This is a genomic window from Howardella ureilytica, from assembly GCF_054657495.1.
Map to the genome: position 1 here is coordinate 58539 of NZ_BAAHYP010000004.1, position 25815 is coordinate 84353.

The 25815-nt window shown below is 39.2% G+C and carries 33 protein-coding genes, 1 other RNA gene and 1 pseudogene; 32 read left to right on the forward strand and 3 right to left on the reverse strand.

From position 1 onward, the window contains the following. Positions 1-44 precede the first annotated feature (44 nt). From ACYQ1N_RS02905 to ACYQ1N_RS02915, 3 genes are read left to right on the forward strand one after another with little or no spacing between them, the layout of a single operon-like run. Positions 45-476 carry a GNAT family N-acetyltransferase gene (locus ACYQ1N_RS02905; RefSeq protein WP_459832535.1) on the forward strand — a complete coding sequence of 144 codons (432 nt, stop codon included), beginning with the start codon at positions 45-47 and terminating at the stop codon, positions 474-476. Beyond that, positions 476-1300 carry a hypothetical protein gene (locus ACYQ1N_RS02910; protein ID WP_459832538.1) on the forward strand — a complete coding sequence of 275 codons (825 nt, stop codon included), beginning with the start codon at positions 476-478 and terminating at the stop codon, positions 1298-1300. The genes ACYQ1N_RS02905 and ACYQ1N_RS02910 overlap by 1 nt, the downstream gene beginning before the upstream one ends. 32 nt (positions 1301-1332) lie before the next feature. Continuing rightward, entirely contained in the window at positions 1333-2352 is a 1020-nt protein-coding gene (locus ACYQ1N_RS02915; protein ID WP_459832540.1) for a YihY/virulence factor BrkB family protein, read from the forward strand. Here the strand turns inward: ACYQ1N_RS02915 and ssrS are convergent. Continuing rightward, positions 2352-2530, reverse strand: a non-coding RNA gene (gene ssrS / locus ACYQ1N_RS02920) — 6S RNA. The two genes, ACYQ1N_RS02915 and ssrS, sit on opposite strands and share 1 nt — an antisense overlap. 49 nt (positions 2531-2579) lie before the next feature. Between ssrS and ACYQ1N_RS02925 the strand changes: the two genes are divergently transcribed. The 7 genes from ACYQ1N_RS02925 (at position 2580) to thiI (ending at position 9737) form a co-directional block, all read left to right on the forward strand. After that, entirely contained in the window at positions 2580-3371 is a 792-nt protein-coding gene (locus ACYQ1N_RS02925) for a segregation and condensation protein A (protein ID WP_459832543.1), read from the forward strand. A gap of 13 nt (positions 3372-3384) precedes the next feature. Then, positions 3385-3990 carry an SMC-Scp complex subunit ScpB gene (gene scpB / locus ACYQ1N_RS02930; RefSeq protein ID WP_459832545.1) on the forward strand — a complete coding sequence of 202 codons (606 nt, stop codon included), beginning with the start codon at positions 3385-3387 and terminating at the stop codon, positions 3988-3990. Between the two features lie 161 nt (positions 3991-4151). Continuing rightward, on the forward strand, positions 4152-5546 hold the full coding sequence (locus tag ACYQ1N_RS02935) for an aminopeptidase (RefSeq protein ID WP_459832548.1): 1395 nt from the start codon (positions 4152-4154) through the stop codon (positions 5544-5546). Positions 5547-5607: 61 nt separating this feature from the next. Then, positions 5608-6606, forward strand: a complete 999-nt coding sequence (locus tag ACYQ1N_RS02940) for a 50S ribosomal protein L11 methyltransferase (RefSeq protein ID WP_459832550.1) — start codon at positions 5608-5610, stop codon at positions 6604-6606. A 3-nt stretch (positions 6607-6609) separates the two neighbouring features. Further along, positions 6610-7341, forward strand: coding sequence for a 16S rRNA (uracil(1498)-N(3))-methyltransferase (locus tag ACYQ1N_RS02945; RefSeq protein ID WP_459832553.1), 732 nt, complete (start codon positions 6610-6612; stop codon positions 7339-7341). A 7-nt stretch (positions 7342-7348) separates the two neighbouring features. Then, a complete protein-coding gene (locus tag ACYQ1N_RS02950; protein ID WP_459832556.1) occupies positions 7349-8539 on the forward strand; it encodes a cysteine desulfurase family protein in 1191 nt (396 codons plus the stop codon). A 16-nt stretch (positions 8540-8555) separates the two neighbouring features. Beyond that, the gene (thiI, locus tag ACYQ1N_RS02955; protein ID WP_459832559.1) at positions 8556-9737 is read left to right on the forward strand and encodes a tRNA uracil 4-sulfurtransferase ThiI; all 1182 of its coding nucleotides are present in this window, start codon (positions 8556-8558) and stop codon (positions 9735-9737) included. Positions 9738-9913: 176 nt separating this feature from the next. On the opposite strand, the gene ACYQ1N_RS02960 is transcribed toward thiI, so the two are convergent. Further along, on the reverse strand, positions 9914-10270 hold the full coding sequence (locus tag ACYQ1N_RS02960) for a DUF1304 domain-containing protein (protein ID WP_459832561.1): 357 nt from the start codon (positions 10268-10270) through the stop codon (positions 9914-9916). Positions 10271-10443: 173 nt separating this feature from the next. Between ACYQ1N_RS02960 and ACYQ1N_RS02965 the strand changes: the two genes are divergently transcribed. Together ACYQ1N_RS02965 and ACYQ1N_RS02970 are read left to right on the forward strand one after the other, a co-directional pair. Then, positions 10444-10665, forward strand: a complete 222-nt coding sequence (locus ACYQ1N_RS02965; RefSeq protein ID WP_459832563.1) for a 4Fe-4S binding protein — start codon at positions 10444-10446, stop codon at positions 10663-10665. Positions 10666-10678: 13 nt separating this feature from the next. After that, the gene (locus tag ACYQ1N_RS02970; RefSeq protein ID WP_459832740.1) at positions 10679-11215 is read left to right on the forward strand and encodes a 4Fe-4S binding protein; all 537 of its coding nucleotides are present in this window, start codon (positions 10679-10681) and stop codon (positions 11213-11215) included. 125 nt (positions 11216-11340) lie between these two features. Here the strand turns inward: ACYQ1N_RS02970 and ACYQ1N_RS02975 are convergent, their stop codons facing one another. Further along, positions 11341-11856 carry a nitroreductase family protein gene (locus ACYQ1N_RS02975; protein ID WP_459832566.1) on the reverse strand — a complete coding sequence of 172 codons (516 nt, stop codon included), beginning with the start codon at positions 11854-11856 and terminating at the stop codon, positions 11341-11343. 183 nt (positions 11857-12039) lie between these two features. Here ACYQ1N_RS02975 and ACYQ1N_RS02980 point away from each other — a divergent pair, with 183 nt between their 5' ends. From ACYQ1N_RS02980 to ACYQ1N_RS03075, 20 genes and pseudogenes are all read left to right on the forward strand, one after another. Continuing rightward, positions 12040-12555 carry a nitroreductase family protein gene (locus tag ACYQ1N_RS02980; RefSeq protein ID WP_459832569.1) on the forward strand — a complete coding sequence of 172 codons (516 nt, stop codon included), beginning with the start codon at positions 12040-12042 and terminating at the stop codon, positions 12553-12555. 168 nt (positions 12556-12723) lie between these two features. After that, positions 12724-14691: a tetratricopeptide repeat protein gene (locus ACYQ1N_RS02985; protein ID WP_459832572.1), complete on the forward strand. Its 1968-nt coding sequence runs from the start codon at positions 12724-12726 to the stop codon at positions 14689-14691. Between the two features lie 52 nt (positions 14692-14743). Then, positions 14744-15370 (forward strand): alpha/beta hydrolase, encoded by a 627-nt coding sequence (locus tag ACYQ1N_RS02990; RefSeq protein ID WP_459832575.1) that lies wholly within the window; start codon positions 14744-14746, stop codon positions 15368-15370. 116 nt (positions 15371-15486) lie between these two features. Further along, complete coding sequence (locus tag ACYQ1N_RS02995) at positions 15487-15783, forward strand: helix-turn-helix domain-containing protein (RefSeq protein WP_459832577.1); 297 nt, start codon at positions 15487-15489, stop codon at positions 15781-15783. A gap of 56 nt (positions 15784-15839) precedes the next feature. Next, positions 15840-16343 (forward strand): hypothetical protein, encoded by a 504-nt coding sequence (locus ACYQ1N_RS03000; RefSeq protein ID WP_459832742.1) that lies wholly within the window; start codon positions 15840-15842, stop codon positions 16341-16343. A gap of 364 nt (positions 16344-16707) precedes the next feature. Further along, positions 16708-17763 carry a hypothetical protein gene (locus ACYQ1N_RS03005; RefSeq protein ID WP_459832580.1) on the forward strand — a complete coding sequence of 352 codons (1056 nt, stop codon included), beginning with the start codon at positions 16708-16710 and terminating at the stop codon, positions 17761-17763. A 105-nt stretch (positions 17764-17868) separates the two neighbouring features. Beyond that, complete coding sequence (locus ACYQ1N_RS03010) at positions 17869-18489, forward strand: phospholipase D-like domain-containing protein (RefSeq protein WP_459832583.1); 621 nt, start codon at positions 17869-17871, stop codon at positions 18487-18489. Positions 18490-18864: 375 nt separating this feature from the next. Beyond that, positions 18865-18993, forward strand: a complete 129-nt coding sequence (locus ACYQ1N_RS03015; protein WP_459832586.1) for a hypothetical protein — start codon at positions 18865-18867, stop codon at positions 18991-18993. Positions 18994-19071: 78 nt separating this feature from the next. Then, the gene (locus ACYQ1N_RS03020; protein WP_459832588.1) at positions 19072-19506 is read left to right on the forward strand and encodes an Rrf2 family transcriptional regulator; all 435 of its coding nucleotides are present in this window, start codon (positions 19072-19074) and stop codon (positions 19504-19506) included. A 90-nt stretch (positions 19507-19596) separates the two neighbouring features. Continuing rightward, positions 19597-19950, forward strand: a complete 354-nt coding sequence (locus tag ACYQ1N_RS03025; protein WP_027424698.1) for a cupin domain-containing protein — start codon at positions 19597-19599, stop codon at positions 19948-19950. A gap of 65 nt (positions 19951-20015) precedes the next feature. Then, complete coding sequence (locus ACYQ1N_RS03030; RefSeq protein WP_459832592.1) at positions 20016-20705, forward strand: radical SAM mobile pair protein A; 690 nt, start codon at positions 20016-20018, stop codon at positions 20703-20705. Next, positions 20693-21607 carry a radical SAM mobile pair protein B gene (locus tag ACYQ1N_RS03035; protein WP_035646603.1) on the forward strand — a complete coding sequence of 305 codons (915 nt, stop codon included), beginning with the start codon at positions 20693-20695 and terminating at the stop codon, positions 21605-21607. Before ACYQ1N_RS03030 ends, ACYQ1N_RS03035 begins: the two co-directional genes overlap by 13 nt. 86 nt (positions 21608-21693) lie before the next feature. Beyond that, positions 21694-22215, forward strand: a complete 522-nt coding sequence (locus ACYQ1N_RS03040; protein WP_459832595.1) for a recombinase family protein — start codon at positions 21694-21696, stop codon at positions 22213-22215. After that, positions 22212-22514 (forward strand): recombinase family protein, encoded by a 303-nt coding sequence (locus ACYQ1N_RS03045; protein WP_459832597.1) that lies wholly within the window; start codon positions 22212-22214, stop codon positions 22512-22514. Before ACYQ1N_RS03040 ends, ACYQ1N_RS03045 begins: the two co-directional genes overlap by 4 nt. A 23-nt stretch (positions 22515-22537) precedes the next feature. Next, entirely contained in the window at positions 22538-22984 is a 447-nt protein-coding gene (locus tag ACYQ1N_RS03050; RefSeq protein WP_459832600.1) for a hypothetical protein, read from the forward strand. Between the two features lie 124 nt (positions 22985-23108). Beyond that, on the forward strand, positions 23109-23327 hold the full coding sequence (locus ACYQ1N_RS03055; RefSeq protein WP_459832603.1) for a helix-turn-helix domain-containing protein: 219 nt from the start codon (positions 23109-23111) through the stop codon (positions 23325-23327). A gap of 137 nt (positions 23328-23464) precedes the next feature. Beyond that, positions 23465-24070: a GNAT family N-acetyltransferase gene (locus tag ACYQ1N_RS03060; RefSeq protein ID WP_459832606.1), complete on the forward strand. Its 606-nt coding sequence runs from the start codon at positions 23465-23467 to the stop codon at positions 24068-24070. Continuing rightward, positions 24058-24393: a GNAT family N-acetyltransferase gene (locus tag ACYQ1N_RS03065; protein ID WP_459832745.1), complete on the forward strand. Its 336-nt coding sequence runs from the start codon at positions 24058-24060 to the stop codon at positions 24391-24393. Before ACYQ1N_RS03060 ends, ACYQ1N_RS03065 begins: the two co-directional genes overlap by 13 nt. A 72-nt stretch (positions 24394-24465) precedes the next feature. Beyond that, on the forward strand, positions 24466-25332 hold the full coding sequence (locus ACYQ1N_RS03070) for an EamA family transporter (protein WP_459832608.1): 867 nt from the start codon (positions 24466-24468) through the stop codon (positions 25330-25332). Positions 25333-25490: 158 nt separating this feature from the next. Beyond that, positions 25491-25790 (forward strand): annotated as a pseudogene (locus ACYQ1N_RS03075) (DEAD/DEAH box helicase family protein); the annotation flags it as partial. Between the last annotated feature and the right edge of the window lie 25 nt (positions 25791-25815).

A 25815-nucleotide genomic window follows, 5' to 3' on the forward strand; every position in this document is an offset into this window, starting at 1 on the left:
ATTGATAAAATATATCCCCTTTTCTAAAGGGGGCAGATAAGTTAATGAGCATAAGCTATGAGTTTAATTCTGTAAATTTGGATGATTATATTGCATTAAGAAGTTTGGTTAATAAACCTCCTCTTACGACAGAGCTGGCAGATCAAATCATGAAGAATTCAATATGCAGTGTAAGTGCATTTGATGAAGAAGGAAAAACGGTGGGATTCGGAAGGCTCGTCGGGGACGGAGTCGTAATATGCTATATACAGGATGTAATGGTACATCCGGAATACAGATTCAGGAATATCGGAAAAGGCATTTTGGAACAGTTGGAAGGGTACGTGAAGAGCATTACTCAGCCGGGAGTTACAATGATGCTGGAGCTTATGAGCACACTGCATGCAGAACAATTTTATGAAAAACACGGTTATATCAAACGTCCTAATAATGAATACGGCAGCGGTTTTATCAAATTGATATCAGGTGACGATTAATGAACGAAAATGATTTTTTACAGATAATTGATGAATGTCTGCTGTTATCGGCAAGTAATAACAATACCTTAACAAAGGAGCAGATAGCTGAAGTCTTCGATGATTTTACACCTACGGAAGATAACCTTAAAAACATATATAATTATCTTATTTCCAAAGGCGTTGTCATAGAAGGATATGTGCCGGAGTTCAATATTTATGTCGATAAGTCCGATTCCGAGGGCGGAAATGCCGAAGATGAAGATGAGATATACAATTACATAAATGAAATAAAGAGAATAAGCGATATAAAACGAGAGGATATGAGCGATGTGCTTATGCAATCCGTAATTGATAAAGATGAGGATGCAACAAAGGAATTATTCGACTATGTTCTCTCCAATATTATTGATATGGTAAGCGATTTCGCTGACAGTGAATATCTGATGGATTATGTTCAGGAATGTAATGTCGCAGCAGCGTCATACATACTCGGAAGAGAATTTATAAATGAGAGCAGAGAAGCAAATATTTCGAAATTCGGTACCAATGAAATATTAAATATGGTCGACGAAATAGTAAACGAAACAAGAGAACTCTCACAAAAAGCTTTGAGGGCTCTTGCGCATGAAGACGAGTCAACCAAAAAGGCCGCTGATACAATATTAAAAAAAGTTAATTATGTAAATGACGGAGCAGCAAATTATAAGGAAGAGTATGCCTTGGAACCTACTCCGGAAGAACTTGCCAAATATTTAAATTTGTCGGTTGATGAAATATTGGATACCGTAAAAAATTCAGGATATAAAATAGACGGTATAAATTATGAAAAGAATGATCAATAAATAATTGTTATTGTCATATTGAGGTATGTGAAATGTCGAAATACGGCCCAAGAATAAAAAACATGTTTAAAAAATTCTTCGATGATAATTGCATGTATTATTCTGCAGTAGTATGTTTTTACATTTTGACATGTACGGTTCCGATGATACTTTTGATAGTTACGATTATTGGATTTTTTCCGATTAATGCTTCGGATTTTATTAACAATGCATTGGAATATATCCTGCCTTCAGATGTGGCAAATTTGGTTTCCGGTGTATTTATAGAACAGTCACAGGGACAAAAAGTTATTTTTACGTCCATATACTCACTGACCGCCATTTATTCGGCGGGAAGTGTCTTTATGGCAATTATGCAGCTAATGGACAGAATATACGGAGTGGAAAAGAAGGTGTCATGGATAAAAAGGCGCCTTCGTTCCACAAAATATACAATGTATTTCCTGTTGTTTTTACTTATGGTCATGGGGATTTTTGTATATGGTAATTCAATGGCGGAATCCATTGAATCATTTGCTCCAAACTGGGCAACCATTATACAGTCAATAGAGATAAGCAAACCTATAGTATTGCCAATCGGCTTTATAACTGTATTTACGATTATGTATATGCATGTTCCCAACAGAAAAAGTACTTTTTTTAAAGAACTTCCGGGAGCAATAGTTGCGGCGGTAGGTTGGCTTATATTTACAAACATCTATTACATGATTGTAAATTCATCAAGTCAGATTAACCTTGTATATGGGAGTTTGTCCAATTTTATTATGGCGCTTTTCTGGCTGTATTTCGGAATAATGATTATTTTTATCGGAGCCGAATTTAATTCATATATTGAAAAGGGATGGATTGTTCTTCCTAAATGGATGATAGTACATGAGTGGCCGATATTTGACGGATTAAGAATGAAATATCGGGCAAAAAAGGTTGATAAAAAATACGGTAAGCAAAAGAATAACGACAATAAATATTCCGATGACAGTGAATATAACACGGAATCATATGTTGAAGCAGCCGATAAAAATGAAAATGATATCGGCAAAAAAGAAAAATAAAAAAGCCCGAAGTGCCGTTATGTGCAGTTAAGACCCGGCAAAAAAGCCAGGTGGGTTTCCGCAGGTATATATCTGCCTATCAGGTACAAGCGAGACTTGACATCAACATACCGATTAAGAATCCCGTTTAAAAAGCGTCGGATCAAATATTGCACATTATCGAACACCCCAGGAACTTATGTGTATTATACAATATTTTCTCAAAATGTAAAAGTTGAAATAATAAAATGTCAATAAATGTAAAATTGGAAGTATTCGAAGGACCTTTGGATCTTTTGCTTCATCTGATAGAAAAAAGTAAGTTGAATATATATGATGTTTCAATATCCGCGGTTACAGATCAGTTTTTGGAACATATTCGGGAAATGGCTGTTTTCAACATGGATATTGCAAGTGAATTTCTTGTTATGGCATCAACATTGCTTAAGATTAAATCAAAACTTCTTCTGCCAAAGGAAGAAAAGGCGGAAAGTGAAGATGAATCCGAAGAAGAATTAAGAAAAAAGCTCATAGAATATAAGAAATTCAAGCTGCTTTCCGAAGAGCTTAGGACAAAATATAACAACGGATCCATACATTTTTACAGAGAATCCTCCTTGCCTGACAATATTTCCGTTTACGCAGAAAAGGCAAATGTAATTAAAATCGCAAGAGAAAAGGGACTGAACAATTTCACATTATATGACCGTTATATAGATATAATAAAAAGAAATTTATATAAAAAAGACAGAGTTAGAAGTCAATTCAGCGGCAGGATAATATCGGAACCGGTAAATGTCAGTGAAAGATTGGAAGAAATAAGGAAATTAATGGCTGTTAATAACAGATTAAATTTCAAAGAGCTGTTACCCGAAAAAAACACAAAAATGGCGGAAATAGTTACTTTTCTTATTCTTTTGGAAATGATGAAAAACGGTGCCGTGGACGTAGAACAAAATGAGCAGTTCGGAGATATTGATATAACGGTAAACAGTATTCCGGAAGACTTCGGAGCCGTTGAGGAATTGGAAGACGATTAATAAAGGAAATACATTGAAAACAGATTCATCAAAAAAAGATATCTTAATCGGTAGGGCAGAGGCGGTTTTGTTTGCCCTGGGAAGAGCTGTTAACGCAAGAGAATTAAGCATTGCTCTTGATACGGACACAAGAGAAGTTTATGAAATAATGTCTGAGCTGGAAAAGAAATATGAAGACAGCGACAGGGGACTGTTAATACAGCACATTAACGATACATATCTTCTTACGACAAAATCGGAATACGCCGATTCTATCGCAAGAATAATCAATACTCCCGACAGATTTAAATTCACGGACGCATTACTGGAAATCCTTTCTGTTATTGCATATAAACAGCCGGTTACCAGGTCGGAAATAGAAGAAATAAGAGGAGTGGGATGCGGAAGCAATCTTAATAGGCTTATCGATTATGAACTGATAGAAGAAAAGGGCAGACTGGATACACCGGGGCATCCAATATTATTCGGTACAACAGATAAATTTCTGATTGCATTTGAAATGAACAACTTAAACGATCTGCCGAATATTTCGGATGATTTAATCGAGAGAATAAATGTTGATATCGAAAAGAGTGAAAACGATGACGAAATATCATTCGGAGACAATGTGAGTCTGTGATTCGCAAAGTGTAATCAAATTTTAGAAAATGTTAATTGTTCGGCACTTACAAACAGATTGCATATGCTAACCAATAGTATTAGAATTATAGATTAAAAACGGACTTATATATTCGTAGTATTTTATAATTCGAATATTTACCATATATTAGGAGGTGCATTATGGAAAGAAAGAGCGCATGGTATAAATATGACCAAAAAGCAAAAAAAGAAATTTTCGATTTTGCCGAAAAATACAGACAGTTTATCTCTGACAACAAGACGGAAAGAGAATGTACAAGGACGGCAACAGAGATTGCCAAGGCACACGGCTACAGAGATCTCAAGGATGTAATTAAATCAGGAGATACTCTTAAGGCGGGAGATAAAGTATATGCCGTAAACTTAGACAGAGCGTGTGTACTCTTTAACATCGGTACAGAGCCTATTGAAAACGGCATGAACATACTCGGAGCTCATATTGATTCTCCGAGAGTTGACGTAAAGCAGAACCCGCTCTATGAGGATTCTGACTTAGCGCTTCTTGACACGCATTATTACGGCGGAATAAAGAAGTACCAGTGGGTGGCAAGATCAATGTCTCTTCACGGCATGGTTGCTTTAAAGGGTGGTAAAAATATTGAAATAAGTATAGGTGACAAGGCGGGAGAGCCCGTATTCTGTATTACGGACCTTCTCGTTCACCTTGCGGCAGAACAGATGAGTAAAACGGCGGCAAAGGTTATTGACGCGGAAGCTATGGATCTTCTTGTAGGAAACATTCCGTTTGAAATAGAAGGCGAAAAAGAGAAGACTGACCTTGTAAAGAAAAATATTTTACATATATTATCCGAAAAGTACGGATTTGAAGAAGAAGATTTTCAGTCTGCGGAACTTGAAATCGTACCTGCGGGAGAAGCAAAGGATCTCGGATTTGACTCAAGCATGATAATAGGATACGGTCACGATGACAGAGTATGTGCATATCCTTCACTGATTGCTCAGGTTGAATCAGGAGAGCTTAAAAAGACAGGCGTTTGCATTCTTGTTGATAAAGAAGAAATAGGAAGCGTCGGAGCAACCGGTATGGAGTCAAAATTCTTTGAGAACACTGTTGCCGAGGTTCTGAATGCAATGGGTGAATATTCAGAATTAAAGGTAAGAAGAACACTTGCAAATTCAAAGATGCTTTCAAGTGACGTATCAAGCTCATTTGACCCTAACTATCCAAGCTACTTTGAAAAGAAAAACACTGCATTTGTGGGCAAGGGCGTTGTATTCAACAAGTTCACGGGTTCAAGAGGCAAGAGCGGATCAAGTGAAGCTCCTGCAGAATTTATTGCGGAATTAAGAGAAGTTCTCGATGACAGAGAAATCTCATATCAGCTTGCGGAGCTCGGTAAAGTTGATGTGGGCGGCGGCGGAACCATTGCGTTTATCATGGCCAACTACGGAATGAAAGTCATTGACTGCGGTGTGCCTGTATTAAATATGCATGCTCCTGAAGAAATAATCAGTAAAGTTGATGTATATGAAGCATACTTATGTTATAAGGCATTTCTTGCAAGTATAAAATAATAGAGCATCATACAGCCGGATTATACGATCGGGCTGTATTTTGCGGTTTAAGGATATGAATATGAAGTGGATTCGTTACGATATTAAGACAAAAAATCATGCATCGGACATAATAACGGCTGAACTTGCCGATTTGGGAATTACATCGGTTGAAGTAACCGATAACAGGCTGCCCGAAAGGGAGGTTCTTGGCGGATATGTTGTTGACATACAGCCTGAAAATTATAAAAGCGAACTCGGAGACTCCGCCGTAATTTCATTTTATCTGTCAGAAGATGATGAAAATAAAAGAGAACTTTTAGAACAGGTTTCAAAAAAACTTGAAGAATTAAAAACATATACGGATATAGGCGATGCCGTTATTACAACATCCGAAACAGAGGATTTGGACTGGATAAATAACTGGAAAAAATATTGGCATTCATTTATGATAAACGATCTTATTATAAAGCCGACATGGGAAAATGAAGATGACATAAAAAAACATTTGCATATGTCTGATGATGAATCACTTCAAAAATATAAAATTTTAAATATGGACCCGGGAACGGCGTTCGGAACGGGTTCTCATGAGACCACAAGTCTTGTCATTAGTATAATACAGGAACTTATAAAGCCCGGCATGAAGATTCTTGATATCGGATGCGGAAGCGGAATTTTGTCAATTGTATCACTTCTTTACGGCGCGGAAACCGTAAAGGGCGTAGATCTTGACGATGATGCGATAGTCGCCTCTGAGGAGAATGTTAAAGTAAACCGTCTTGAAGACAGGGATTGTGTTTTTTATAACGGCAATATAATCGAGGATAAAGAATTTATCGCACTGTGCGGAAATGACAACGATTTGGTGTATGCGAATATTCTGCCGGAAGTACTTGTTCCGCTATCCGAAAACATTCATAAAAACGTAAAAATCGGCGGATATATCATATATTCCGGTATTCTGGAATATAAGGCTACCGAAGTATCGGATGCAATAAATGCAAACGGACATTTTAAAATTACGGAAATAAGAGAAGAAGGCGAATGGCGGGCAATAGTTGCAATAAGGATTATGTAAAATATGAGAAGTTTTTTTCTTGAACATGAAAAAGTCAACGGTACGGAGGCCGTAATAGACGGATCGACATTTAATCACGCAAAAAATGTATACAGGCTGAAAGTAGGGGACAATGTAACCGTAACCACCGGAGACAACGTGGATTATGAATGCATTATAAAAGAACAGACAGGCAGTGAATTTATATGTGAAATAATACAAAAACATTCAAGAAATTCAGAATTACCCATCGAAATTACACTCTATCAGGGACTGCCGAAAGCCGACAAGATGGATCTTATAGTTCAGAAAGCCGTGGAACTCGGCGCATCCCGTATAGTTCCCGTTGCGATGAAAAGAAGTATTGTTAAGCTGGATGAGAAAAAAAGCGAACATAAGATAAAACGTTGGGATACCATCATTAAAAATGCAGCCGAACAGAGTAAAAGGAGTGTGCTTCCTGAAATAACAAACATAATGACATTTAATGAAGCAATAAAGGCGGCACAGGACAGCTTTATACTGCTTCCATACGAATCCGCAAGGGGAGTTGAATATACGAGAGAAGTATTATCGGGAATAGATAAGAAAAGTGTGAGCATATTCATAGGACCCGAAGGCGGATTTGACGATGATGAGATAGACTTTGCAATCGAAAACGGAGCGCACATTATATCTCTCGGAAGGCGTATTTTGAGAACGGAAACGGCAGGACTTATGCTCCTGTCAATACTTACATATCTATATGAAGAATGAGGAAACCATGGAAATATATTTAGATAATGCAGCCACAACGAAGACTCTGCCCGAAGTAAACGATGCGATGAGGGAAGTGCTTGAAAAAGGATTCGGCAATCCTTCATCAAAACATATTCTGGGTGTAAATGCCGAAAAATATATAAAGGATGCCACAAAAACCATTTCTAAGATTTTAAAGTGCAATCCGAATGAGATTATATATACTTCGTGTGCCACGGAAAGCAACAATACGGCTGTTTTCGGGGCGGCACTTAAAAGAGAAAGGTTCGGAAAACATATTATTACAACTCAGATAGAGCATCCGTCGGTAAAAGAAGCGTTTATCGAACTTGAGAAGAGAGGCTTCAAAGTGACATTTCTTCCGGTTGATTCAAAGGGCAGAGTCGATATTGATGCATTAAAAGATGCACTTGATGATGAAACAACATTGGTATCCGTAATGATTGCCAATAATGAAATAGGTACCGTTCAGGATATAGAGACAATAGGAAATATCATTAAGGATTTCAATAAAGACATAATATTTCATACGGATGCAGTTCAGGCATTCGGTAAAATTCCCATAGATATAAAAGCCGCAAATATAGACCTTCTCTCAGTAAGCGCACATAAACTGCACGGACCTAAAGGAATAGGTTTCCTATATAAGAAAAACGGAATTAACATACCTCCTTTATTATACGGAGGCGGGCAGCAGTCCGGAATGAGATCCGGAACAGAACCCGTATTTTTAATATACGGAATGTCCGTTGCAATAGAAAATGCATTTAAAGACAATACGTCCGTAATTCCGGTTCCAAAGCATATGAATGACATATACGAACTCAGAGAATATTTTATTAAAGGATTAAAGTCAATTGAGAATGTTTCAATTAACGGATACGAAGACACTGAACAGGATAGGGAAAAGTACTTTTTACCGAATATCATTTCGGCAACATTTGACGGAATAAGGGCCGAAGTCCTCTTGCATGCACTTGAAGAAAAGGGGATATATGTATCATCCGGTTCTGCATGTTCTTCAAATAAGCCCGGCTTAAGTTCGGTTATTCAGGCTATAGGAACAGAGAAGGAAAGGCAGGACTCAAATATAAGATTCAGCATGGATGAGTTCATTACAAAAGAAGATATAGATTATGTAATTAAAACTTTAAATGAGGCGGTTCCGTTTTTAAGACAGTTTACACGCAGATAAAGAATACGAGGTAGATATGTATAAAGCGTTTTTAATTAAATATGCAGAAATCGGGGTAAAGGGCAATAACAAAAGAGTATTTGAAGACGCTCTTGTAAACGAAGTAAAACGAGCATTGAAAAAAGTTACGGGAGAATTCAAAGTTATAAGGCATGAAGGCAGAATATACGCTCAATGCCTGTCCGATTATGATTATGACGAAGTAATATCGGCTTTGAAAAAAGTTTTCGGTATTGCCTGGATATGTCCGGTTGTTCAGATTCCTGTCACCGACTTTGACGCAATCGCGGACGCAGTAACGGAACATATAAATACGGCATATAAACATAAAGACTTTACATTTAAAGTAGAATCAAGAAGAGCAAGAAAAAGCTTCCCTCTTAATTCAATGGAAATAAATATTGAACTCGGAGCAAGAATTCTTGATGCATTTCCCGAATTGAAGGTCGATGTACACAATCCGGACGTTTTAATTCAGGTTGAAATAAGAAATCAGGTAAATATATATTCGGAGAGCATTCCGGGACAGGGTGGGCTTCCTCTCGGAACGGCAGGACGCGCGATGCTTCTTTTATCCGGTGGAATAGATTCACCTGTAGCGGGATATATGATTTCAAAGAGAGGCGTAAACATCTCTGCAACATATTTCCATGCTCCGCCGTATACAAGTGAGAGAGCAAAACAGAAGGTAATAGACCTTGCGGAAGAAATATCGGAATATACAGGTCCCGTTACCCTAAACATAGTTAATTTTACGGATATTCAGCTTGAGATATATAAGAAATGTCCGGGTGATGAAATGACTATCATCATGAGAAGATATATGTACAGAATTGCCGAGGAATTAGCCAAGAGAGAGGGATGCCTCGGGCTTGTGACAGGAGAGAGCATAGGTCAGGTTGCAAGTCAGACAATGTATGGATTAAATTGTACAAATGCCGTCTGTACACTTCCCGTATACAGGCCTCTTATTGCATTTGATAAGCAGGGAATAATAGATATAGCACAACAAATCGGAACATATGAAACATCAATAGAGCCGTTTGAGGATTGTTGTACCATATTTGTGGCAAAGCATCCTGTTACAAAGCCTAAACTCAATGTAATCGAAAATGATGAAAAGAAGCTTGAAGACACAATAGATGAACTTATTAAGCAGGCTATTGATACAACGGAAGTTGTGGTATGCGGTGAGTAATTACGGCTTACCTTTTCCGTTGTTAGATGTCATAACAAATTCAAATTGTTTGTCAGTAAAAAGGCCGGGGAGATGTAAATTACATCTCCCCGGCTTTTTTATCGAGTAATTTGATACGTTAAAAGGATATAAAGTTATGATTTTGCGTTTGTAATTATTTGTTTTAAATGTTCCCTTTAAAAGAAACATGAGATAAGCGTAACAATGGCTAATCCGCCCTGAAGTAAAATAATTTTAGGATTGCTTGTAAAGCTTCCGTAAATTGCAACGCCTATAATATAAAGCATTAAAGCAATAACGGCAGCTTTGCTTGCAAATGCGAATACCGCAACGAAAATTAAGACGGAAAGCAATCCGTTGTATACGCCCTGATTTTTGAAGAGAGTGTTAACGGACTTTCTGCTTAACTCATCTTTATCCATTCCGAAAACCTTTGATGTTTTTGCCGATTTTGTGGCAATTGTTTCCAAAAAGAAAATATAAATAAATTCTATTGCCACAAGAACGGCAACAACCTGTGTAAAAATGCTCATTTTTTCTCCCCGTAATATTTAACATTGCTATTTAATTTAATCAAATTATATTGTGCAAAATATAAAATGTCAAGTTATTTTTTATTCTTTGTGACATTATCACAAATTAATAAATTCGGATTATGTATACTGGAAAAGTACATGTGTACCAGTAAAAAAAACGGAGAGTAATAATGAAGAAGAGAAATAAAGCTTTTGTAGACAGTTGTTACTGTGTGGCATGCGGTTGTTGTGAAAAGGAATGTCCGGTAGGCGCAATTAATATCCATAAGGGAATTGCGGCAACAGTAAATTTTGAAACATGTGTCGGATGCGGTAAGTGTTCAAAAGAATGTCCGGCATGTGTTATTGAAATCAGGGAGGTTAACGGTGAAAAAGAAAAAACATTGGTATGATTATTTGTGGATAATGTCTTTGGCATACCTGGTGCTTGGATTTTTCAATATTTTATTTGCATGGGCTGGTTTGCTGTGCTTCTTTATTCCCATGCTGATGTCCATGTTCAAAGGATCAAAAACATATTGTAACAAGTATTGCGGAAGAGGACAGCTATTCGGTATTTTAGGCGGAAAACTGGGATTATCCGGCAATAGAAACATATTTAAGTGGATGAGAAGCAAGTGGTTCAGATACGGATTTCTCGCGTTTTTCTTTGCAATGTTTTTTCTTATGATTTGGAACACCTGGCTTGTATTCTCCGGCGCAAATGAATTAAAACAGGCTGTTCAATTACTTTGGACGTTTAAATTACCGTGGAATTGGGCTTATCACGGAACGATCATTCACGACGGAGTAGCGCAATTTTCATTCGGATTCTACAGCATAATGCTTACATCGACCGTATTGGGGCTTGTAACCATGCTGCTGTTTAAGCCGAGAAGCTGGTGTGTATACTGTCCGATGGGGACTATGACACAATTAATATGCAAAGTAAAAAATAAATAGAATAAAATACAAAACTCGCAAAGTCTTGCATTCCATTCAATTTTTGACATGGATGCGGACTTTGCGAGTTTTTAATAAATGAGAATTATATGTAACAGATTAATATTTGCTTTGTATACGGCATATTAAATATAATTTACGGCAATTCTGCCTTCAGGAATTTCTCTGTCTTCATATATTTCGTTTGAGATACCGAGAGAAATTCCCGCAGCGGGAATAAAACCGTCCGGTATATTGAGAGCCTTTATAAGTTCCGGATTATGAGATACGGCAATGGTGCAACCCCAGATATAACATGCGCCGACGCCCATGTTAACGGCTTCCAAAAGCATATTATGGGCAACAATTGCGGCATTTGAGTGATTAGGATTGTCGTCGGCCTTTACGGAAACGATAATAAGTTCCGGAGCGTTATAAAGCAGGCTTTTGTCGGTATGGAAAAGTTCCTGCGAAAACTTTTCTATTTTTTCGAGCATATCTTTATTCTTTATTACTGTGATGTGAACGGCATCATATTCCCCCATTGAAGCGGGAGAAGATTCTGCCGCTGCCAAAATCTTTTTTTCTTCCTCTTCGGAAACCAATTCTCCCGTATATGAACGGATACATCTTCTCTTTTTTAATACTTCATTGAATTCCATGTTCGGAACCTCCTTAAAAATAATGAAATAAGAATAGTCTTATTATTAAAATACTTCAAGTTAAATCGAATAAAAATTTTTCACAGTACTAATATGCACAAGCAGTTTAATTCTTTGATTTTAAATAAAAAATGTATATCATAATAAAGTAAAATTAATTATTTGATAATCAGAGGTATAAAAATGGATTTTTTGGAATTGGCAAAAGCCAGATATTCGGTTCGTGATTTTAAGGACAGGCAGATTGAGGAGGAAAAACTTGAGAAAATACTTGAAGCGGCATATATTGCACCTACGGCAAAAAATCAGCAGTCGCCGAGAATATATGTTATTCAAAGTGAAGCAGGTCTTAAAAAAATCAGAGAATTAAGCAGATGTGCATATAATGCTCCGACGGTAATGCTTATAGGATATGACGAGTCTGAGCAATATTTTAACGAAATGGAAGAAACAATATCATCAGGAGAACAGGATGCAAGTATTATAGCAACTCATATGATGCTTGAAGCCGCATCTCTGGGATTAGGTTCCGTATGGGTAGATGTATTTCCTAATACAAAGACGGCGGAAGTGTTTGGGCTTCCGAAAACCGTAAGACTTGTTTGTATAATGCCTATGGGTTACCCTTCGGATGACTCAAAACCTTCGGAAAGACATACGGAATTCAGACCCATGGATGAAATGATAAAAAGGATGTAAATATATCGGTTTATTTGTGCTGTCCGGCGTTGTACCTGTATATCAGCTTTTAACGAAAAAATATAATTACCGTATATCCGATACTAAAGTGATATAATTACAATAATCACAGTGCTATTATAACGAGAGAGCTTAAGATTATTAAATATTTTTAAGAAAGGAGCATTTATGGATAATAAATTTACAATAGGTGATGCGGTTTCTATTTCAGGGCATAATGAATTAAAATACGGTCATATTTTAAAAAATCCCGATAAAGGTTTTATTACGGTTGAAGCGTTCAGCGATTATGGCACAGGCATAAAAACAAAAATTAAGTGTAAGCGCGATGAATTGACATTAATTCCGCCGGTACATTTGTCAGGCGAAGATTTAAAACATTTAATCAGATACGAAGTAAGCTTCAGCGACCTTATAAAGAGTGAGACGCCGTTTTCGAATTATGTATTGGACGGAGATTACAATACAACCTTAGAAGATTTAAAGACCGCCGTTATCAATCTCAGAGAGAAAAATGCAAACTTTGAGGATTACAGCCATGATTGGTTTGAAAATATTTATTATGACAAGTCGTTAACCGATGCGCTTCATATTCCTCCTTATGAATACAATGACGACGGCTTCGGAAAGTACAGGAAAGAAATACTTCCCGTAAGAGAAGATATTGTTAAACGTGATGTATTTGAAATGATCGGAGAATTCACGGAAGATTATGAGATGCTCTGTGATGATAATTTTCAAAAGAAGTTTCCGTTTGATGAGATATTAAGAAAAATAACATATTTTACGGAGGATAAGGATAAGCCGTTAAACGAAAAACGTTTCACGGAAGGCGATATGCGTAAATTTATTTCATTTTATAAAGAAAATGAATTTAAAAATCTTGATGATGAACATAAGGCGTTTTACAGAAAAACAGTTGATGAATTATGTTTGAAGAATGATGAAACGGCTTTAAGAATAAAGGCATACTCTTGTTACGGCGGAAATGATATTTATCCGTGCAATTGGAATATTTCAAAGGATTGTCTTGTTAAGCTGTTCAATAAAACAGGAGACGAATTTGCGGCCAACAGCCTGGGGTATATTTATTATTACGGAAGATGCAACGGCGGGAAGCCTCAATATGAAGAAGCGTATAAGTACTTTTCCTACGGGGCGTTTAACGGTATATATGAATCCAAGTACAAAATCGGAGATATGTTTGCCAAAGGATACGGCGTTCCGAAGATGCCTGAAGCGGCATTCAGGCTTTATTATGAAGTGTATATCGACAATTTAAAATATTTCTCTCAAGGGGACTTTCTGTGTAAATTTGCGGATGCCGCACTTCGCCTCGGAAAGGGATGTGAGTCGGGTATTACTCCGTACTATATGGAAAGTGATTACTTTTACTGTCTTCAGGCTGATTATGCAATCAGAAAGAGATTGAATTTTGATTGTTTCGGAGACGGGGCGGTATATGACGGTATTCAAAAGGCGTTAAATGAATCAAAAGAGAATTTTCACAAATTCTCAAAGCCTCAAAAGGCGGTTCGATACACAGATTGGAAGGTTTTGCGCGCACCGGTGAGTACTTACGGAAGAAGCGCCAAGGCCGTTATAAAAAAACTTACGAACGGAAATGTGCAGATTACGATTTCCGCAACTAAAAGCGATTACGAATTTGATGCAAGGAAAAATATGATTCTCTTTACCGTTCCCGAGGCAGATTATTGCAATTTGCTGAAAAAAATAACATTTAAAATAGTAAATGTTAAAAAGTGTGAAATATTAAACGGCAAAACTTCGTTTATATATGATAACGTTGATTGGGATTACAAAAAAGGACAGCATGTATTTAAATGCAACGGAGAGGAGGTTGCCCGCATTACAGCTGATGACCTGATATGGAAGGCTCCGAAAGAAGATACGAAAAAGATCGTAAAACTAAGATTTGCAGGAGTGCAGTTTACAAAAAACGGTAAAGAATACGACTACTTATGTGATGACAAATCAATAAGAGAAGGTGATACGGTAATCGTAGAAGGCATTGACGGAGAAACCAAAGTAAAGGTGTGCAAAATCTTTGAGCGTGAAGAGATAAAAAACGAAATACCGGAGTCATTTTATAAAAGTGTAATCAGAAAATGTTGATTTCGAAAGATTAATGTTATGATAGAATGACATACGAAAATCGGAGACGAAAATGAAAATATATAATTACGGAAATCCAGATGCATCTTTTGTTTTAATACAGCCTGTAGACGATCACGACATTTCCCTTTTGGAAAATGAGATAAATGAAATAAAGAAGCTGACGGGAAAAGACTTTTATTTTACGGCTTTTAAACTAGAAAATTGGAACAAAGATTTATCTCCATGGTCCGCGCCTGCCGTATTCGGCAATGAAGACTTCGGCGAAGGGGCAAACAATACTCTGAATGATATTCTTAAATTATGCGTTGATATGAATAAAACGTACTTTTTAGGCGGATATTCTCTGGCGGGACTGTTTGCTCTTTGGGCGTCGTTTCAAACAGATGTATTTACTGGGGTTGCGGCCGCATCGCCGTCAGTGTGGTTTCCAGGATTTATTGAATATATGAAAAATCATAAAACAAACGCAAAATCGGTATATTTAAGCCTGGGAGACAGGGAAGAAAAAACTAAGAATGCGGTTATGGCTACTGTGGGAAAGTGTATTTATGAGGCAAATGAGATTTTAATAAATCAGGGATCGGATGTTATATTTGAATGGAACAGCGGAAATCATTTTAAGGATTCGGACATCAGGACAGCAAAAGCATTCGCCGATCTTTTAAACAGAAGTTAAACACATTTTCGGCTTCTGATTCTGAAATTTAATGCATTCATGGGATATTTAGTATATAATACAACTCCGACATATATTACCGTGATTCGTGACGAATATATTTACGGAGGTGCCGAATGAAACCAATGTATTTATCAATCAGACAGAAGGAAACCGGAAACAATATACGGAAATTACTTTCCGAAAACGGCTATACCGTAAAGGATGTACAGAATGCCATGGGATTTGAAAATCCTCAGGCTGTCTATAAATGGATTTCCGGAAAATCGTTACCAAGCTTGGATAATATTGTTATCTTAAGCAGATTGCTTCATACAAGCATAGAAGATATCCTCGTCATTGACGGGGATATTGTTTATTTACGGAAATTTTTAAACCACAGGTTCAATGACAAAGTGTTATATTATTGTTAAACTTATACCATATTGACAGAGAACATTTGATACGGGGGGTGGAAAAAGTGCAGAAAATGACATCGGCATATGCAAATAAAATGCTTAAAAGTTTGGAAGAAGAGAAGGCTTATTGGCTTAATAAAGAAGCTGTTTCCGGAACTTATGTTGCATCAACGGACGAAGAACCGGTTATTCCGGAATATGACTATTCAACCGTTGCATCAATTATTGCAGAAATTGACGAAAAAACAGCCATAATAAAACATGCTCTCAATTTAACAAATGCTACGGCAAAAGTTAAAGTCGGGGATTCCGAAATGAGTGTTGACACTATTCTCATAAAAACGGCACAGCTCAATAAAAGAAAAAGCATATTGGATCATATGCGTAAGCAGCTTCCGAAAAGCAGAGAAGAAAATTCTTATATGTCAAAAAACGCGGTTCCGGAATACAGATACATCAACTATGATTTGGAATTAATCAGGAACGAGTATGAGCGTGTTTCAAAGCTTATTATGGATATGCAGACAGCACTTGATAAATACAATCAGACAGTTGAGTTCGACGTGGATATTTAAAAGGCACTTTCCTTACAAGGCAAATAAGACCAATGGATCTTTATGAATTTTCTTATGTTTATGTTCAAGGTTAAAGTATATATGTTATTTTGTTATCTGTTATTCGTTAATGTTCAAAGATAATTACACAACAGTATTTTACTTCCGCCTTGTAAAAAACCTTGGGAAACCGTGTGCGGAGGTTAGGTTACAGGCACATACTGCAGGAGGCTTGCGGGTCTTCTGCAGTTTTTTTAAAATGAAATCGTGTATGGCAGATGTTATAATTAACTTTACGGGAAATAAATATAATGATGATTTACGGTTGTACGGAAGGCGTTCTTTGATTTAGACGGAACATACTGAATGCATAGGGAAATAAATTATGAATACAAAAAGTGAGAAAAATATCTATGAAAATAAGCTGCAAATGAAAGCAGTTCGATTTTGTACCGATATTTTCGTTTGGGGAGAAGATTTAACAGATAAGAAGCTTATCATCTATCCGCAAAAATTGAAGTGTATTGATGATTATATATCAAAAAAAGACAGACTTAAAGCATGCGGAGTGGTATTAATTGATCCCGAAGACAGTGATCCCGTGCATTTAGTTACGGCTACGGTTGATATTGAATCGGGGGATTTATATGTTCATGAATCGGGATTTAATCCTATGTGGAAGTACTTAAGAAACAGTATAAATGCAGGAATAAAAATGTCTTGGGAGAATACGGGGAAGTGTGCAATTGCTGAACCTGAGGAAATCGTTGTATTGGATTATATTCAAAGACCGGGACTTTCAGCGGTATTTCGAAACGGTGTATTGGAGTATGAGAAGCGTGAACTTACCACGGAAGAGAAAAATAAGATAAGCAGAAAACAAAGTCTTATTGATAATGCTAAGATGTTCTATTATTATTCGGATAATTCTCAATATTATCATGATAAGTCATGCAAAGACATAAACACCATTCTGCCGAACAATTTTCAGGCATCGGAAATTGCACCGACCGGTATGAAAGCGTGTTATAAATGTAGAAGAAATTTATTTTTACGGATTGCCTGTTATCCAAATACGAAACAGATTCCCATATGTGACAGAATATTCAGAAAATATAAAACAGATGATCGTAAATTGTATCATTACGTAATTGATGTGGGTATGAGATTTCATGCAACGGATTATTCGCAGATGCAGGTAGAGGGTGTGGAAGATAACTGGATTATAGAAGGTCTTGATACGGGAAAAACGGAGTTGTGGCATAATAATTATGTAAAAACAGGCTTTAGGGAAAGATATATTACGGAAGGCTTCCATAAGCAAAATGTTGAAAATAACAGGTTTGAACAATTATTAAGCTACATAGAAACATATTCGTGGCAGAAACACTTGGATAATGAGGAGATGCGCGGAGAAATGACGGCTGAAAGAAATGAATAGAATACAGCGGAAGCGAATATATTCCATTTGCAATTAGAATTTATGTAACGACATTCTGCAGAAAAAAATGTAAGTTCGATAAGTTATAAAAACGGAGTGAAGCAAATGAGCAACATTGATGAAGTGAGATTAGGTTTGGAAACTGCATATATAGACGGTTCTGTTGTTTCAAGTGATATATATCGCCCGCAGTTTGTATCAAATAACAGAAAAGAAGGAAAGAAAGTGCTCTCATCCATAGAGGATGAGATTATGGCATGTGACGGTTTTCAAATCAGTGTGGCTTTTATTACTATGAGTGGTATTACTCCTCTTCTTCAGACGTTGAAGGAACTGGAAAAAAAGAATATCAGAGGCGAGATACTGACAACTAATTATCTGAATTTCAGTGAACCAAAAGCTTTAAAAAAGCTTAACGAATTATCGAATATCACAATCAGAATGTATGATGTAGAAGCCGCTCAGGAGGGGTTCAATACAAAAGGATATATTTTTAAAAAGGACGAGATATACCGCATTATCATTGGCAGTTCAAATATTACAAGTGCGGCGCTTACAATCAATAAAGAATGGAATACAAAACTGATCTCAACAGAACATGGTGAAATGGCTGAAGAAATAGTAGCCGAATTTAGCCGGTTGTGGAATTCAAAATATTCGTTATCTTTTGATGATTTTTATGAAAATTATTATGCACGATATAGCATATTGATGGCAAGGATGTAACCTTCAGGGCTTCCGCTGCCATTCCAAGAATATACAGGAACAAGTTCCACAGAGATATTTACAAGGATCTTCATGATCTGCAGAAGAGCATTGATGAAAACGATCCTGAAAACTCTGCGCTTGATTCCTTTTCGTTGGAACTGTTCGAGGATATCAGCTACGTCATGGTGAAACATGTGGATCCGCAGGGCGTTTCGGATACGCCGGATGAGTGGCTGGATCAGTTCGGAACTTTTTCCATCTATCAGGTGCTTTCGGAGATCATTGAGCTCTGGGGTCTGAATGTCCAGACGCAGGTGGAAAGTAAAAAAAATTCGAGCGACTGACCGGGAAATGACAACGCCGCTCTTACTCCTAAGGGCGGTGCAGCTTGGTGTGCAGATCGGGGAGATGGATCTTCTGACTATCGGAACCATCAACGATATGCACACGGAAATGCAGAATGATGAGAACCAGGGATCATACAGCACTCTGGCATCTCAGGATGATATGGATCGATTCTAGAAGGGATAATCGTACCTTGTTGTGACTATTGAAATTACAACGAAAATGATTTAAGATAGAGTCGATGGAGGTGTCAGAATGCAGATTTCAAGCAGATTTACAATAGCGGTTCATGTGCTTATAGCAATTGAAACATTTAAGAATGACCATAAAATCACCAGTGAATTTCTTGCGTCCAGCGTAAATGTAAATCCGACGGTAATCAGAAGACTCTTGCAGCAGCTGAAGAAGGCGGAGATTGTAACAGTGAAGCGGGGAAGCGGCGGTGCCGATATAGAGAAATCCTTGACGGAGATAACGCTTCTGGATGTTTACAATGCCGTGGAGCCTGTTGAAGATGGACAGTTGTTTCATTTCCATGAGAATCCGAATGAGTTATGCCCTGTGGGACGGAACATTCACAGGATTATGGATCACAGGCTTGAAGAAATACAGAATGCCATGGAAGATAAAATGCGGCGAATAACCATAGCTGATGTAATGGCGGATGCGAACAAGCTGATAGAATCTTAAAAAGTTTTGTTGTAACACTTGACATCACAACATGGTGGTGGTACACTTCCGTTGTATCAATCAATATCACAACAAATGGAGGTGTCAGAAATGTCTAACTATAGTAAGGTAAGTGTTGCAAACGATCCGAGAACTGAACTTCATGATCAGCTGGGACTTACAGGGGCTGAGATCAGCATCAACCATCTTCCGGCAGGTGCGAGTGTTCCTTTTGTTCATTATCATAAGACCAATGAAGAGATTTACATCATTCTTTCCGGCAAGGGAAAAGCGGTAGTTGACGGTGAGGATATAGAGCTTTCTGCCGGTGATATCGTGCGTATTGCGCCGGATGGGAAAAGACAGTTCTTCGCGGCAGATGATTCTGAGATCAGCTATGCCTGTATCCAGGTGAAGGCAGGTTCTCTTGAAGCGTATACCGCCGATGATGCAGTAATCGAGTAAGTATGAGTTTTAAGGTTGTGGGCATTTCTGCAAGCAGATGTCCATAACTTTTTATGTGGAGAGCTATGAGTGTTTGTATAAAAGACAATATCCAGAATATGAACCTTGTTATCGGCTGCACGGTAGGCTGCGATTATTGCTATGCACGGAATAATGTGAAGCGGTGGCATACGATACCGGATTTCAGTAAGCCTGAGTTTTTTGAAGGCAAGCTTAATATGATGGACAAGGCAAGACCGCAGAATTTCCTTCTGACCGGTATGAGTGATCTTGCGGGATGGAAAGAAGAATGGCGAGAAGAGGTGTTTGAAAAGACCCGGAAAAATCCGCAGCATCAGTTTTTATTTCTGTCGAAAAGGCCTGATCTCCTGGATTTTGAAACGGATCTTGAAAACGCCTGGTTTGGGGTGACGGTTACCAGAAGATCAGAACTCTGGCGCATTGAAGCATTGAGGAATCATGTAAGAGCAAAGCATTATCATGTGACCTTTGAGCCGCTTTTTGATGATCCTGGAGAGGTCGATTTTTCTGGTATTGATTGGATTGTTGTAGGAACCATGACAGGCACTCAGAGCAGAAAAATCCGTACTGAGCCGGAATGGGCATGGTCGCTTACGGATCAGGCGCATCAAAGGAATATACCTGTTTTTATGAAGGAAGATCTTGAACCGATCATAGGCGATGAAAATATGGTGCAGGAATTTCCTGAAGCATTTGAGAAGGTATTGGAGGTACAGCGGGCATGGAAGAAGTAAGAACGGAAGATATCCTGATAAGGGATGTGGAAACCAAAAATATCATGACAAAGTCAAACCTGCCGGTGGGAGGGTATTCTGTGAATCCGTATGTCGGATGCACGCACGCCTGCAAGTATTGTTACGCTTCTTTCATGAAAAGGTTTACAGGACATACGGAAGAGTGGGGAACATTTCTTGATATCAAGCACTGGCCTGAAATCAAGCACCCTGAGAAATATGCCGGACAGCGCGTTGTGATCGGATCCGTGACAGACGGGTATAATCCGCAGGAAAAAGAGTTCGGAAACACAAGGAAACTGCTTGAACAGCTGCGGGGGAGCGGAGCAGATATTCTGATCTGCACAAAATCCGACCTTGTGGTGAGAGATATTGACCTGCTAAAAGAGATCGGACAGGTAACAGTATCGTGGTCGATCAATACGCTGGACGAGAAGTTCAAGGACGATATGGATGCAGCGGTTTCCATTGAACGAAGGATTGCTGCGATGAAGCAGATATATGACGCCGGTATCAGGACAGTATGCTTTGTATCCCCGGTATTTCCGGGCATTACGGATTTTGAGGCTATCTTTGAACGTGTGAAAGACCAATGTGATCTGTTTTGGCTGGAGAATCTTAATCTGAGAGGCGGATTTAAGAATACCGTTATGGACTATATCGCTGAAGAGTATCCTGATTTAGTGCCGCTCTATGATGAGATTTATAACAAGCATAACAGAAGCTATTTCGAGGCTCTGGAAAACAAAGCCGAGAAACTTGCCGAGAAGTATGATTGCCCGTTTGTGGATAATGAAATGCCTTACGGAAGGGTTCCGCAGGGGCATCCGGTAATCGTGGATTATTTTTATCATGAAGAAATCCGCGGATCCGATAATACAGGAAAAAGAAAGCGTAAATAGCGCGTATAAACAAAGTGAAATGTTTTTGAGAAGAATCGGGAGACCGGTTCTTTTCTTTTACCCAAAATCAGGAAGTAGGGACATGAATGGCTGGACGGATCCAGGGAATCACCGTTGAGATCGGTGGCGATACCACCAAACTACAGACAGCCCTGAAGGGCGTAAATACAGAGATCAGAAATACTCAGAGCCAGCTGCGTGATGTCGATAAGCTCCTGAAACTTGATCCGGGGAACACGGAACTGCTTGCACAGAAGCACAGGCTCCCGGGGGATGCGGTCAAGGAAACGAAGGAAAAGCTGGAGACCTTGAAGACGGCAGCGGAACAGGCAGAGCAGGCACTTCTGGATGGTGTGAAAAATGCGGAGATCAACTGCATTATCGTGAAGGACTTTTCACGATTTGCCAGGGATTATATTGAACTGGGTTCCTATCTGGAACAGATATTTCCGTTCATGGGTGTGCGGTTCATTTCCATCAACGACAAATATGATAGCGATCAGTATTCAGGCAATGTTGCGGATATTGATGTGAATTTCAAGAACCTGCTCTATGACCTGTACAGTAAGGATCTGTCCTTAAAGATAAATGCTCTGTGCGAGCTGTGAAAGAGCAGGGAAAAGCGGTGTGTTCAACGCCGCCGTTCGGTTATACAAAGGATCCGGAGGATAGGCATAAGTTCGTGATTACCGAGGATGAAGCGGTGGTTGTTAGGCGGCTGTTTAAGATATATGCGGATGGAATGTCCACGGTGGAGATCGCAAGGATCTTCAATGAGGAAGGGGTTAAGCCGTCTTCTCAGGTCTGGCATGAAAAGGGTATCCGCAAAGCTGAGCTGAAGGGCGGAGCTTTTGTCTGGCAGCATTCCGGAATGCTTAGGATGCTTAAGAACCGGGCGTATGTCTGAATATCTACCATATGGACGGATGCGTGAAGCGGATCGAGGATTTCTATCTGGAAGAAGTGATCATGTTCCAGATCCAGCAGCATATCATGGAACTGGGTGAGTCGGATAAGCTTCTGCAGGCTGAAAAGAAAGCGGCGGCAGCAGAAGCCGAGGCTTTAAGGAAGAAATGCCGGGATGTGGAAAGGGCGATAGATAAGGCGAATGATCAGAGAATGGCAGAGTTTGAAGCCTACGCCCTGGGACAGAAGAAAAGCTATGATGCTTCTATCGATGAGGTGGAGGCACTTAGGAAGAAACATGAGGCAATGATGGAGCAACTGTCCGAAGCGGAGGATAGGGTCAGGGAACTGAACCGGATGAAAGTGCATGAGAGCTTTGCGGTGACGAAACTGACGGCGGAGCTTCTGGATGAATATGTGGAAGGCATTGAGGTTCATCCGGGAAATGAGGTCAGGATCAGCTGGAAGTAAATAAAGTGAGCGAGGGGATTGTCAGAGATGGCAGGCCTCTTTTTTGCTTGAAAAATTCTCAAAATATAGTATGCTATAAATTGTACAAATAAGATAATCTGTAATTTGATCAGGGAGTCAGGTCATGGTCAGAAATAATATAGAAGTAGATGTTAAGGTAAAGTGCATAGAGCAGGGAATGACGCAGGCGAAGCTGGCGGATGAGATTGATACCACCAAGACCTATGTGAACCGCGTGATCAAGAAGAATGAGAGCGTGGTCAATAATACCTTCGTCAAAATGATGGAGGCTTTGGGATATGATATCGAACTGCACTATGTGAAGAGGGACGATAGTAAATGAAGCAGCTGAAGGAAAAGGAATATGAGGAGTTCCAGAAATACCAGTACAACAAGATACATGGTTATATCTAGACGCCTGATACGATAGAGATGATCTGCGCCGGGAATGAATATGATCCTGAGAGAATAGGAAAGCAGATGCTGGAGATGAGGGTCAAACTTCAGAACGAGCATATTTCCCATATGCTGAGTGATAAGCGGAAGAAGTATGTCATCCGGAGTCTGAGGAAGGGCGAATCAGCATTGCTGAAAGATTTCCTATATGAAGCGATCTTTATTCCGGAAGGTGTGAAGGCTCCTGAAAAAGATATTGTTGAAAAGCCGGAACTGAGGGTTTATACAGATGATTTTGGCAGCCGTAATGGTGATAACTGTCTGGTGGCTGATTTCGGTGGTAAGACTGCCGAGAACTTAAAAGAAGATAATCGGAAGATCATAGAGGGATTTAGTAAGGCAGGTGAGCAGATAATCCTGATTGATACGGATTACGAATCCCCCATATCGGATTTGTTTGAGGAGAATGAAAAGATGCTTAGAACAGAGCGTTTGATCATGCGCCGTTGGGAAGACATCGATGCAGAGGATTTATACAAATATGCCAGTGATCCGGATGTGGATCCGATCGCAGGATGGCCGCCTCACCAGAGTATTGATGAGAGCCGGGATGTGATAAAGAATGTCTTGAGCGGCAAAGAGGCTTACGCTATCTGTTTGAAAGAGGATGGAAAGCTATCGGAGCGATAGAACTGAAGCTGAACGGACATACAGATATGACTGACCGGGACGATGAATGTGAGATGGGTTACTGGCTTGGAAAGCCGTTCTGGGGTCAGGGCATTATGCCGGAAGCCGTGAAGGAAATGCTCCGTCACGCCTTTGAGGATCTTGCAATGCAGAAGGTCTGGATCGGATATTATGAAGGTAATAACAAGTCAAAGCGAGTCCAGGAGAAATGCGGCTTCAAGTATCAGGGGCGATTGGAAAATGTGGATGTACCTCTGATGCATGAGAAGCGGACAGGTCATGTGAGTTTGATGACGAAGGAAGATTGGATGGCGGAACGCTAAATCGGTATTTCTCTTAGAGATAATTGATGGACGAGAATTACCAGAATATATGACAATGAATAAGGGGAAGATATGTGGCTTATCATGGCGGCTTTGTCCGCGCTCTTTGCCGGACTTACGGCGATACTTGCGAAATGCGGGATCAAAAAGACTGATTTAGACGTGGCGACTGCTCTGCGGACGGTCGTTGTACTCCTTTTTGCCTGGATCATGGTGTTTATCGTTGGCTCTGCCGGAACGATCACGGAAATATCGGCAAAATCTATTCTCTTCTTAATTCTGTCCGGCCTTGCGACAGGAGCCTCGTGGATCTGCTATTTTAAAGCCCTGTCCGTCGGCGATGTGAACAAGGTCGTTCCCGTCGATAAATCCAGCACGGTTCTGACAGTGCTTCTCACAATCATCCTTTTCAGTGAGACAGAACATCTGGCGGTCAAGCTGATCGGTACTGCGCTTCTTGCGGCAGGCGTGTTTATGATGATCGAAAAGAAGAAAACTGAAGCAAAGGACACAAAGCGCACGTGGCTGCCATACGCAATCGGTTCCGCTGTTTTTGCTGCCCTGACCTCTATTCTGGGAAAGATTGGCATAACGGATGTAGAATCAAATCTCGGGACGGCGATTCGTACAGGTGTTGTTCTTGTTATGGCTTGGCTGATCGTCTTCGTTAAAGGCAAAGGTGCTGAACTGAAAAATACTGATTCCAAAGAACTTGTATTCATAGCTCTGTCCGGGATTGCCACAGGCGCATCATGGCTCTGTTACTATTACTCCATACAGAACGGCGTCGTCAGCGTTGTCGTACCGATCGATAAGCTCAGCATTATCGTTTCCGTCACTTTTTCCTATTTCGTATTCAAAGAAAAGTTGAGCAGAAAGGCGCTTGCCGGGTTGATTCTGATCGTTGTCGGCACTTTGGCGATGGCAATCTGGGCATAGAAACAAATAACGGCAAATTCAAGTTTACCGAAGCAAAGATAATGACGCACTTATATAACACCAGATTGCTGATTTTACGGCACTTGCAGGACACGCCCTGTCCGTTTTCGGAGGTGATTTGACGGAAAAACCTTGATTTACGGGAAAAAGATTTTCAAAAATTTTGTGTCACGGGGTTGACATTATCAGGTACCGGAAAAACATATGCATCGGCATTTGCAATGAGGGAACTCGGATTTAAACGGGTGTTATTCTTAGTGCATAGAGGGCAATTAGCAAGACAAACAAAAAAATCCTACGAAAAAGTTTTTGCAAAGTCAGTATCCATGGGACTTGTCGGAGCCGGTTATCATGAATATGATGCAGACTATATTTTTGCTACTGTTCAGACATTGAATCATGATGAACATTTACTTCGATACGAAAAAGATGAGTTTGATTGTATTATTTTAGATTAGGCACATCATGTGCCGGCTGATACTT